The sequence below is a fragment of the uncultured Oxalicibacterium sp. genome (assembly GCF_913776015.1).
In the GTDB taxonomy this organism is placed as follows: Bacteria; Pseudomonadota; Gammaproteobacteria; order Burkholderiales; family Burkholderiaceae_D; genus Oxalicibacterium.
The window spans coordinates 1-9,574 of sequence record NZ_CAJYMD010000037.1 but is presented as its reverse complement, the minus strand read 5'-3'; the positions used below and the strand labels follow the sequence as shown (position 1 = coordinate 9,574).

General features: G+C 54.3%; 12 protein-coding genes. 4 read left to right on the top strand and 8 right to left on the bottom strand.

From position 1 onward, the window contains the following. Positions 1–276 precede the first annotated feature (276 nt). Both QZ725_RS05770 and QZ725_RS05765 read left to right on the top strand, forming a co-directional pair. The gene (locus QZ725_RS05770) at positions 277–633 is read left to right on the top strand and encodes a type II toxin-antitoxin system prevent-host-death family antitoxin (protein ID WP_293777264.1); all 357 of its coding nucleotides are present in this window, start codon (positions 277–279) and stop codon (positions 631–633) included. After that, the gene (locus QZ725_RS05765; protein WP_293777262.1) at positions 633–1,265 is read left to right on the top strand and encodes a zeta toxin family protein; all 633 of its coding nucleotides are present in this window, start codon (positions 633–635) and stop codon (positions 1,263–1,265) included. The genes QZ725_RS05770 and QZ725_RS05765 overlap by 1 nt, the downstream gene beginning before the upstream one ends. Positions 1,266–1,378: 113 nt before the next feature. Here the strand turns inward: QZ725_RS05765 and guaA are convergent, their stop codons facing one another. Genes guaA through guaB form a run of 3 tightly spaced genes read right to left on the bottom strand, consistent with a single transcriptional unit; the run spans position 1,379 to position 5,003 of the window. Next, entirely contained in the window at positions 1,379–2,998 is a 1,620-nt protein-coding gene (guaA, locus tag QZ725_RS05760) for a glutamine-hydrolyzing GMP synthase (RefSeq protein WP_293777259.1), read from the bottom strand. Between the two features lie 57 nt (positions 2,999–3,055). Continuing rightward, positions 3,056–3,520: a GAF domain-containing protein gene (locus QZ725_RS05755; RefSeq protein ID WP_293777256.1), complete on the bottom strand. Its 465-nt coding sequence runs from the start codon at positions 3,518–3,520 to the stop codon at positions 3,056–3,058. A 22-nt stretch (positions 3,521–3,542) separates the two neighbouring features. Next, a complete protein-coding gene (gene guaB / locus QZ725_RS05750; RefSeq protein WP_293777254.1) occupies positions 3,543–5,003 on the bottom strand; it encodes an IMP dehydrogenase in 1,461 nt (486 codons plus the stop codon). Between the two features lie 177 nt (positions 5,004–5,180). Here guaB and QZ725_RS05745 point away from each other — a divergent pair, with 177 nt between their 5' ends. Beyond that, positions 5,181–5,681 carry a DUF4124 domain-containing protein gene (locus QZ725_RS05745; RefSeq protein WP_293777252.1) on the top strand — a complete coding sequence of 167 codons (501 nt, stop codon included), beginning with the start codon at positions 5,181–5,183 and terminating at the stop codon, positions 5,679–5,681. Positions 5,682–5,717: 36 nt separating this feature from the next. Here QZ725_RS05745 and QZ725_RS05740 read toward each other — a convergent pair whose 3' ends face one another. Together QZ725_RS05740 and QZ725_RS05735 are read right to left on the bottom strand one after the other, a co-directional pair. Beyond that, positions 5,718–6,032, bottom strand: a complete 315-nt coding sequence (locus QZ725_RS05740) for an RnfH family protein (RefSeq protein WP_293777249.1) — start codon at positions 6,030–6,032, stop codon at positions 5,718–5,720. Continuing rightward, positions 6,016–6,456, bottom strand: coding sequence for a type II toxin-antitoxin system RatA family toxin (locus QZ725_RS05735; protein WP_293777248.1), 441 nt, complete (start codon positions 6,454–6,456; stop codon positions 6,016–6,018). Before QZ725_RS05735 ends, QZ725_RS05740 begins: the two co-directional genes overlap by 17 nt. Positions 6,457–6,518: 62 nt before the next feature. Here QZ725_RS05735 and smpB point away from each other — a divergent pair, with 62 nt between their 5' ends. Further along, positions 6,519–6,968, top strand: coding sequence for an SsrA-binding protein SmpB (smpB, locus tag QZ725_RS05730; protein ID WP_293777247.1), 450 nt, complete (start codon positions 6,519–6,521; stop codon positions 6,966–6,968). A gap of 93 nt (positions 6,969–7,061) precedes the next feature. Here the strand turns inward: smpB and QZ725_RS05725 are convergent, their stop codons facing one another. The 3 genes from QZ725_RS05725 to QZ725_RS05715 form a co-directional block, all read right to left on the bottom strand. Next, positions 7,062–7,985: an SPFH domain-containing protein gene (locus tag QZ725_RS05725; RefSeq protein ID WP_293777246.1), complete on the bottom strand. Its 924-nt coding sequence runs from the start codon at positions 7,983–7,985 to the stop codon at positions 7,062–7,064. Positions 7,986–8,002: 17 nt separating this feature from the next. Continuing rightward, a complete protein-coding gene (locus tag QZ725_RS05720) occupies positions 8,003–8,455 on the bottom strand; it encodes an NfeD family protein (RefSeq protein WP_293777244.1) in 453 nt (150 codons plus the stop codon). Between the two features lie 113 nt (positions 8,456–8,568). Next, the coding region (locus tag QZ725_RS05715) for a putative PEP-binding protein (protein ID WP_366773782.1) at positions 8,569–9,574 on the bottom strand (1,006 nt) is incomplete at its 5' end.

Sequence of the window (9,574 nt, the reverse complement as noted above, 5' to 3'; positions counted from 1 at the left end):
GAAACATTCCAATTAACAACACTGCTAAGTGATATCCCCAAGTATCGAATAAGGGATAACCGAGACGATTTTCATTACAAAATATTTTGAAAATAATTCGATAAAAATCATGGGGATAGAAGTTATCGTCGGCATTCTATCTCGCCAGCTTATTGACTTATTCTTGTAAAGCTCTTCCCATCCACAATCAGCGAATAAAGCGCCCTAAAAAGAAATATCCAATTTACCTATTTTGGTAATTTTGGGTAAAATGGGAAGTCATTTTAGGAGATAGTCATGTCCCTTCCCGTTACGCCAGACCTGCTCGACACATTGCCACGGACGCCCGCCTCCGATGTCAAAAAACATGGATGGCGTGGCGTGATGCAAAGCGTGACTCATCACGGCAAGGTATTGGTCACCAATCACAATGCGCCAGAAGCCGTCATTCTCTCCACAAGCGAATATCGCGCGATGGTGGCCGCTATTCAGGCCGCACAAGCGCAAATGCCGGCAACCCTTGAGGCCTTGCGCAAACGTTTCGATGAGCGACTGGCCGTACTGAACACGGACAACGCAGGCGATCGTCTGCGCGATCTTATCGGGCAACCACTCCAGCTTAATGGGCAGGTCAAGGCAGGTAGTACTTATTGATGGCAAAGCCTGTCATTTATGTATTGGCTGGCGTAAATGGCGCGGGAAAAAGCTCGATCGGCGGTCATTTATTAACTCGTGCGGGACTGGCATGGTTCAACCCAGACGAATTTGCCCGTGCCTTTCGCGAGAATACGCTCTGTTCGCAAACCGACGCGAATGCCACAGCCTGGGGCGAAGGCGTACGCCGGCTTGAAACGGCTATGCAGCGGAAGCAAAGCTTTGCATTCGAAACCACATTGGGCGGGAATTCCATTCCGGCAAAATTGCTTGCCGCGACGAAAACGCATGACGTCATCATCTGGTTTTGCGGTCTCTCGTCAGCCGAGCAACACATCGCTCGCGTCAAGGAACGGGTCAAGGCTGGCGGACATGACATTCCTGAAGAAAAGATTCGTGAACGCTGCACTACTGCATTGGGCAATTTGATCGCATTGATGCCCGAGTTGTCGCAACTCTACGTGTATGACAACAGCGTCACGGTTCAGCAAGGCCAATCCGTACCCAATCCCACTTTGCTCCTTGCCATGGAAAACGGCAGATTGCGTTGGCCCACAGCCATGGAAGATTTCCGCAAAACGCCTGATTGGGCGAAACCGCTTCTGGAAGCGGCACTTGAACAGGAAGCCTGAGCAGAAGTTCTTCACCCTCGGATTTTGGGCATAGACATTAAAAAAGGACGCCCAAGCGTCCTTTTTTACGAATCTCCATCATACGTGCATGAGCACATGCACGCTATTCGTGCTTATTCCCACTCGATCGTCGCAGGCGGTTTGCCGGAAATATCGTAAACCACACGATTGATGCCACGTACCTCGTTGATGATGCGATTCGATACCTTGCCCAGCAAATCGTGTGGGAGATGTGCCCAATGTGCCGTCATGAAATCCAGCGTCTGTACCGCACGCAGTGCGACCACGTATTCGTAGGTGCGACCATCCCCCATGACACCGACCGACTTCACCGGCAGGAAGACGGCGAATGCCTGACTGGTCGCGTCATACCAGTTTTTGTGAAACGCACCATGCCCCTCGCCTGCTGCCAATTCAGCCGCCAGCGGAATCGGCGTATTGCGCAATTCCTCGATGAAAATCGCATCGGCGCGACGCAGCAGATCCGCATATTCCATCTTGACTTCGCCGAGGATACGCACACCAAGACCAGGACCAGGGAATGGATGGCGATAGACCATCTCGTGCGGCAGGCCGAGTGCCACACCAAGCTTGCGCACTTCATCCTTGAACAGTTCGCGCAATGGTTCGAGCAACTTGAGATTCAGCGTTTCTGGCAAACCACCGACGTTGTGGTGGCTCTTGATCGTATGCGCGCCCTTCTTGCCCTTGCCGGCGCTTTCGATCACGTCAGGATAAATGGTGCCTTGTGCCAGCCATTTCGCATCCTTGAGCTTGCCAGCCTCTGCCTGGAACACTTCAACGAATTCGGCGCCGATGATCTTGCGCTTGGCCTCCGGATCGCTAACGCCAGCCAGCTTACCCATGAACTGTGCGGTGGCATCGACATGAATCACTTTTACACCGAGATTCTTGCCGAACATATCCATCACCATCTTGCCCTCGTCCAGACGCAGCAAGCCATGATCGACAAAGACACAGGTCAGTTGATCGCCAATCGCACGATGAATCAATGCCGCAGCGACGCTGCTATCGACGCCACCTGACAAGCCAAGAATCACGTGATCGGTACCGACCTGTTCGCGGATTTTCTCGACTGCTTCGGAAATGTAATCGGGCATGTTCCAGTCGGATTTGCAGCCGCAAATCTCATGCACGAAACGACCTAGGATCGCTTCACCCTGCACCGTATGCGTGACTTCCGGATGAAACTGGAATGCATAGAAACGACGCTCTTCATCAGCCATGCCGGCAATCGGGCAATTCGGTGTCGACGCCATCAGCTTGAAACCTGGCGGCATGGCGTTGACCTTGTCGCCGTGGCTCATCCAGACTTTCAGCATGCCGTAGCCTTCCGGCGTGGTGAAATCGCTGATTTCCTTGAGCAAGGCCGTATGACCATGTGCACGCACCTCGGCGTAACCGAATTCGCGCACCAGACCATTCTCGACCTTGCCGCCCAATTGTTCGGCCATGGTCTGCATGCCGTAGCAGATGCCCAATACCGGCACACCAAGTTCGAAGACGGCTTGTGGCGCACGTGGCGTGTCGCCTTCCGTCACCGAATTCGGTCCCCCCGACAAAATCACGCCGGCAGCACCATACTCGCGCACGAACTCATCGCTTACGTCATACGGAAAGACTTCGGAAAAGACACCGGCGTCGCGAACGCGGCGTGCGATCAGTTGCGTAACTTGCGAACCGAAATCGAGGATGAGAATTTTCGAGTGCATGAGATGGATGGTTCTAGAAGGTCTTAAATAAATACAAGTCTGCAATGAATGGCACGACTATGAGGAAACGCACCGCAATTGATGCGCAATCAGTGCCAGCACATCGGCCAGCAATTCACGGTCACCGTTCGTAAAGGCACGCGGCCGATCATGCAGCAACAACAAACTGCCCGCGATCTCGCCTAATTTGGTACGAACAGGATGGGCAAGATAGAAACGCACATCCAGTTGCCCCACACGCCCCAGAGGCGGCTGGAAGGGCGAGGACTTGTCAGGCAAGATGCGCAGCGTATCTGCCGATACCTGCGCAGCGTGAAATCTCACGACTTCATCCTGGCATTGCCAACCCAGCCTGGCGCATAGCGGCTCATCCAGTTGCAAGGCACATATCGCCACACCAAACAGATGCTTGCCAAGACGTTCGATGCGCTGCAATAACTGCGCGACATCTTCCTGTTCTCTCTCAGACCCAAGGCCTGCTGAAACAGAATCGATGTCGCGCAATTTCGAGGTAACCGACATAAGCCTTGCCTGTCAGCAGCGATCAGTCAGCGCGGTAGTTCGGCGCTTCCTTGGTGATCTGCACATCGTGAACGTGCGATTCGCGCATGCCGGCAGATGTGATCTCGACAAACTCGGCACGTTCGCGGAATTCATCGATCGTCGCGCAACCGCAATAGCCCATCGAAGAACGTACGCCACCGACCAGTTGATACAGGATGGCAATCGCGCTGCCTTTGTAAGGCACACGACCTTCGATGCCTTCCGGTACGAACTTGTCGACGTTATTCGCAGCATCCTGGAAGTAACGATCGGCCGAACCTTCGGCCATCGCGCCCAGGCTGCCCATGCCACGATACGATTTGTAACTGCGACCCTGGAACAGGATCACTTCGCCAGGCGCTTCTTCCGTACCGGCAAACATGCTGCCCATCATGACGCTGGATGCACCGGCAGCCAACGCCTTCGCGATATCGCCGGAGAAACGAATGCCACCATCGGCGATGCATGGAATACCCGTGCCTTTGAGTGCTTCTGCCACATTCGAAATGGCCGTCACCTGTGGCACGCCCACACCCGCGACGATACGCGTGGTGCAGATCGAGCCTGGGCCGATACCGACCTTGACACCGTCCGCGCCATGGTCAGCCAAAGCCTTCGCAGCGGCAGCAGTTGCAATGTTGCCGCCGATGACGTCGACATGGCTGTAATTGTCCTTGACCCAACGCACACGATCGAGCACACCTTTGGAGTGGCCGTGCGCCGTATCGACAACGATCACGTCCACGCCGGCCTTGACCAGCAAATCGATACGTTCATCATTGTCCGGACCGACACCAACGGCTGCGCCAACACGCAGTTTGCCCAGGCCATCCTTGGAGGCCATCGGGTGCTCGGTCGATTTTTGAATATCCTTGACGGTAATCAGGCCACGCAGCTCGAAATCATCATTGACGACCAATACGCGTTCCAGACGATGCTTGTTCATCAGGCGCTTGGCTTCCGACAATTCGGCGCCATCCTTGACGAAAACCAGCTTGTCTTTCGGGGTCATCTTGGCGCTGACAGGCGCATCAAGCTCACCCTCGAAACGCAGATCGCGGTTGGTGATGATGCCAACGACTTTCTTACCCTCAACGACCGGAAAACCGCTGATGCCGTGCTGCTGCGACAGTGCAATCACGTCGCGGATCTTGGTGGTTGGCGGAATCGTGATTGGATCGCGGACGACGCCAGATTCAAAGCGTTTGACCTTGGCGACTTCACGCGCTTGTTCGCGTGCCGTCAGATTCTTGTGGATGATGCCGATACCGCCTTCTTGCGCCATGGCGATCGCCAGACGGGCTTCAGTCACGGTATCCATCGCTGCCGACAGCAGTGGAATATTCAACGTGATGTTGCGCGACAATCGCGTGGCAAGAGAAGTGTCTTTAGGGAGAATGTCCGAGTGAGCCGGTACCAGCAGCACGTCATCGAATGTGAGTGCTTTTTGAAGAAGACGCATAGTGTTTTTCCTATTGGCGCAAAAGCGAATTATACAGAAATCCCGATTCGGCGTCGCCTGCGCCTTGAAAACAACGGCGTTTTATGGGCTAGTTGACTTCGGATGCCAAGCATGGCGAAATCGGTAACCAATCGATCCGCCATCTGGCGGCGCCATCCATTTCAGTCAGGGAACTTCATGAAAATCTTTGCCGCCCGTACCGTTGCGGCCACACTTCTGCTCGCACTGTGCGCTGCGCAAGCCACGGCGCAGTATGTGTGGCGCGATGAAAAAGGCACCAAGCAGTATTCGGATATGCCGCCGCCCGCATCCGTGCCGCAAAACCGCATCCTCAAGGCACCGGGAATGCGTACACCCGCGAATGAAACGGGCGCAACAGAAACACCTGCACCAACGCCTCCCGCGCCTTCATCGTCACCATCGCTGTCCGAACGCAATGCCGAATTCATGAAACGTCGTTCAGAAGCGGCAGAAAAGGAAAAACAGGCCGCCGATAAAGCCGTGCAAGATGCCGAACGCAAAAGAGCCTGCCAGCAAACCGATCTCTATCGCCAGGCATTAGAGTCGGGCGAGCGTATTTCGCGTCGCACGCCATCGGGTGAACGTGCCTACCTCAGCGATGAAGAACGCGCCCAGGCAATTAAAGACACGCGAAAACAATTGGAAAACTGCCGTTGATAACGAATTGTCATCGCACAAGAGAAAAAAGCCGGATTACACCGGCTTTTTTTCATTGCGTGCGCTTTTATCTGCACGTCTGCGACGCGATTCCTTGGGGTCCGCAATCAAGGGGCGATAAATCTCGATCCGATCTTGCGCGCGCACAATCGTGTCAAGCGTCTTGATCTTGCCGTAGATACCGACTTTGCATACCGAAATATCGATCTCCGGCACGTTGCGCACAATGCCACTACTGTCGATCGCCTGTTGAATCGTGGTGCCGGCATCCACGACGTGATCGATCAGAAATTGCTGCAGCGGCGTCGCATAGCAAATCTGGATCGCAACACGTTCAGACGGATTTGCCATAGACCTGATCCGCGCGTTTGCTGAACGAATCCACGAAACTGGTGGCGATCATATTGAATACCGGCCCGATGATGGATTCGATGAGGCGATTGGAAAATTCATACTCCAGATCGAAATCGATCTTGCAGGCATCGGCACGCAGTGGCTTGAAATTCCACGTGCCGTGCAAATGCTTGAAAGGCCCCTCAAGCAGGGTCATGGTCATCGAAACCGGTCTGTCGTTCGTATTCTGCGTGGTAAAACTTTGACGCACTCCATGGAAATTAATCATGATGGTCGCCGTCAGCTTGTTCTCGCTGCGCTCCTTGACTTCCACACCACCGCACCACGGCAGAAATTGAGGATAATCCTCGACCCGTTCCACCAACTCGAACATCTGTTCTGCGCTGTATCCGAGCAAGACTGTTTTATGCACTACCGCCATCGAAGTGAACCGTTTGATAGAATCGCAAAGTTGCCATTTTACCCGACCCCTCGCCGAAACTCATGAGCATTGTTGATAACAGAAAAGCCTTCCACGACTATTTCATCGAGGAGCGCTTTGAGGCTGGCGTGGTTCTGGAAGGTTGGGAAGTCAAATCGATACGGGCCGGCCGCGTGCAGTTGAAGGAAGCCTACGTCATCGTGCGCAAGGGTGAAGTCTTCCTGTTCGGCTCGCACATCAGCGCCCTGCCCACCGCCTCTACCCATGTCAATCCCGATCCCGTCCGCACGCGCAAATTGCTCCTCAAGAAAGAGGAAATCAAGAAACTGATCGGCAAGGTCGAACGTGCCGGCTACACATTGGTGCCGCTCAACCTGCACTACCAGCGTGGCCGTATCAAGTGCGAAGTCGGCCTTGCCAAAGGCAAGAAACAGCACGACAAGCGTGATACCGAGCGCAAACGCGACATTGATCGTGAAATCCAGTCTGCCATGAAGCAGAACCGACGCTAGGCATCGGCGCTGTTGATCTGAGCTGCAAATGAAAACGGCACCGATGACGGTGCCGTTTGTTTTTCGCCTAACTTTCCACGCTTGCGAGAAGCCTCAGCTTTTCTGCGATTTGACCACCTGCATCGCCATCGCAATCAAGCTACTCATATCTCCCAGGTTGGCCGGCACCACGATGGAATTATTGGTCTTGGCCAATTGTGCAAAGGCATCGACATATTGTTCGGCCACCTTCAAATTGACGGCGTCTTCCCCACCGGGCTCACGAATCGCAGCGCCAGTCTGACGAATCGCTTCCGCCGTGGCGGTGGCAATCGACAGAATCGCCGCTGCTTCGCCCTGCGCACGATTAATCGCCGCCTGCTTTTCACCTTCCGAACGCGCAATGGCAGCTTCGCGTTCGCCGGTAGCGATGTTGATCTGTTCCTGCTTGCGTCCTTCCGAAGCGGCAATCAGCGCGCGCTTTTCACGCTCGGCCGTGATCTGCGATTGCATCGCATGCAGGATTTCGCGCGGTGGCGTCAGGTCCTTGATTTCATACCGCAGCACCTTGACGCCCCAGTTGGTTGCCGATTCATCAATCGCGCTGACAACCGCGTGGTTGATGAGATCGCGTTCCTCAAAAGTCTTGTCCAGCTCCATACGGCCGATCACCGAACGCAAGGTCGTTTGTGCCAGCTGTGAGATTGCGGAAATGTAATTGGAGGAACCATACGAAGCACGCATCGGATCCGTTACCTGAAAATACAAGATGCCATCGACTTCAAGCTGCGTATTGTCTTTGGTGATGCAAACCTGCATCGGTACATCAAGCGGAATTTCCTTGAGCGAATGCTTGTAGGCGATGCGATCGATGAAAGGCAGCACGATCTTCAGGCCCGGGCCCAGCGTTGCGTGATACTTGCCCAGTCGCTCAACGACCCATGCGTGCTGCTGCGGTACCACATTGACGGTCTTGACGATAAAAACAACTGCAACGATCAATAACAATACGGCCGTAGTGCTGGCGGAACCGAACATGGTGACTCCCTGAAGAATTAAAGATGGTCTGCACCGGCGTTGACGACAATCAGATGACTGCCTCTCGCCTCGCGAATGACGAAGACACCGGCAACAGGCTGTCCGCCCGCTGCCAGTTCGATATCCCATAGCGCACCGCGATAACGCGCACGCGCCGTCGGCGCAGCGCCTTCAATGACATGCCATTCATGGATTTCCAGGGTCTGCCCGACATCGAGATTGACGTTGGGATCGCGATTGGCATCGAGCGCAGGCTTTTTACCAAAACGCGCACGGCGCAGGAAGAACGTCGCCAAGGCAGCGACTATCGCGGCGACCATGCATTGCGCAGCACCGTTCAAGCCCAGCAATGCGGCCACACCACCGACCGCAGCGCCAACACCGATCATCAACAGATAAAACGTACCGATCGCGATCTCCAGCCCGACCAATACGCCCGCAATGACAAACCAGATTACCCAGTCACTCATACTGTACCTATTGCACTTATGTGCATGTCATAGCCCAAAATAAAACTGCGCATGCCTGCCAAGAATGACAGACATGCGCAGTGTAGGACAAAAGCGCAATATGTGGCGTGCGATCAATCCAGCTTTTTCGCCAGCGCTTGCCAGGTTTCGACCACAGAATCGGGATTCAAGGAGAGCGAACCGATGCCCTCCTTCATCAGCCAGGCCGCGAAATCAGGATGATCGGATGGTCCCTGACCGCAGATGCCGACATACTTGTTTTGCGCACGGCAGGCAGCAATGGCGCGCGAGAACAAAGCCATCACGGCTGGATCACGCTCATCGAAATCGGCAGCCAAAATATCCATGCCCGAATCACGATCCAGACCCAAGGTGAGCTGTGTCAGATCGTTGGAACCGATCGAGAAACCATCAAAATATTCGAGGAATTGATCGGCCAGTACGGCATTCGATGGTACTTCGCACATCATCACGATACGCAAACCGTTTTCGCCACGCTTCAGGCCATTCTGCGCAAGCAACTCGATAACCTTGGCGGCCTGTCCAAGCGTGCGCACGAAAGGCACCATGATTTCGACGTTGATTAATCCCATCTCGTCACGCACGCGCTTCATCGCCTGGCATTCCATGCGGAACGCTTCGGCAAAATCCGGCGCAAGATAGCGTGCCACACCGCGGAAACCCAGCATCGGATTTTCTTCGTCCGGCTCGTAACGCGAACCACCGATCAATTTCTTATACTCGTTGGATTTGAAATCCGAGAGTCGCACGATCACCGGCTTGGGCCAGAATGCGCCGCCGATGGTTGCGATGCCTTCCGCCAGTTTATCCACATAAAAATCGCGTGGCGACGCATAACCGCGAGAAACCGACTCGACGGCACGCTTGAGATCCTGCGCAATATCCGGATAAGCCAGAATCGCTTTTGGATGCACGCCGATATTGTTGTTGATGATGAATTCCAGACGCGCCAAGCCAACACCCGCATTCGGTATCGACTGGAATTCAAAAGCCAATTGCGGATTGCCGACGTTGAGCGTGATCTTGAGCGGCAGTTCGGGCAGATCGCCGCGCGAGAATTCCGTCACTTCGGTTTCGAGAACGCCTTCGTAAATCTTG

Bases quoted from the DNA above. Each gene is read 5' to 3' on its own strand.
- QZ725_RS05755 (WP_293777256.1), bottom strand. From the start codon at position 3,520: ATGTCGGTTACCTCGAAATTGCGCGACATCGATTCTGTTTCAGCAGGC.
- QZ725_RS05740 (WP_293777249.1), bottom strand. From the start codon at position 6,032: ATGGCAAATCCGTCTGAACGTGTTGCGATCCAGATTTGCTATGCGACG.
- QZ725_RS05745 (WP_293777252.1), top strand. From the start codon at position 5,181: ATGAAAATCTTTGCCGCCCGTACCGTTGCGGCCACACTTCTGCTCGCA.
- guaA (WP_293777259.1), bottom strand. From the start codon at position 2,998: ATGCACTCGAAAATTCTCATCCTCGATTTCGGTTCGCAAGTTACGCAA.
- smpB (WP_293777247.1), top strand. From the start codon at position 6,519: ATGAGCATTGTTGATAACAGAAAAGCCTTCCACGACTATTTCATCGAG.
- QZ725_RS05720 (WP_293777244.1), bottom strand. From the start codon at position 8,455: ATGAGTGACTGGGTAATCTGGTTTGTCATTGCGGGCGTATTGGTCGGG.
- QZ725_RS05735 (WP_293777248.1), bottom strand. From the start codon at position 6,456: ATGGCGGTAGTGCATAAAACAGTCTTGCTCGGATACAGCGCAGAACAG.
- QZ725_RS05770 (WP_293777264.1), top strand. From the start codon at position 277: ATGTCCCTTCCCGTTACGCCAGACCTGCTCGACACATTGCCACGGACG.
- QZ725_RS05725 (WP_293777246.1), bottom strand. From the start codon at position 7,985: ATGTTCGGTTCCGCCAGCACTACGGCCGTATTGTTATTGATCGTTGCA.
- QZ725_RS05765 (WP_293777262.1), top strand. From the start codon at position 633: ATGGCAAAGCCTGTCATTTATGTATTGGCTGGCGTAAATGGCGCGGGA.
- guaB (WP_293777254.1), bottom strand. From the start codon at position 5,003: ATGCGTCTTCTTCAAAAAGCACTCACATTCGATGACGTGCTGCTGGTA.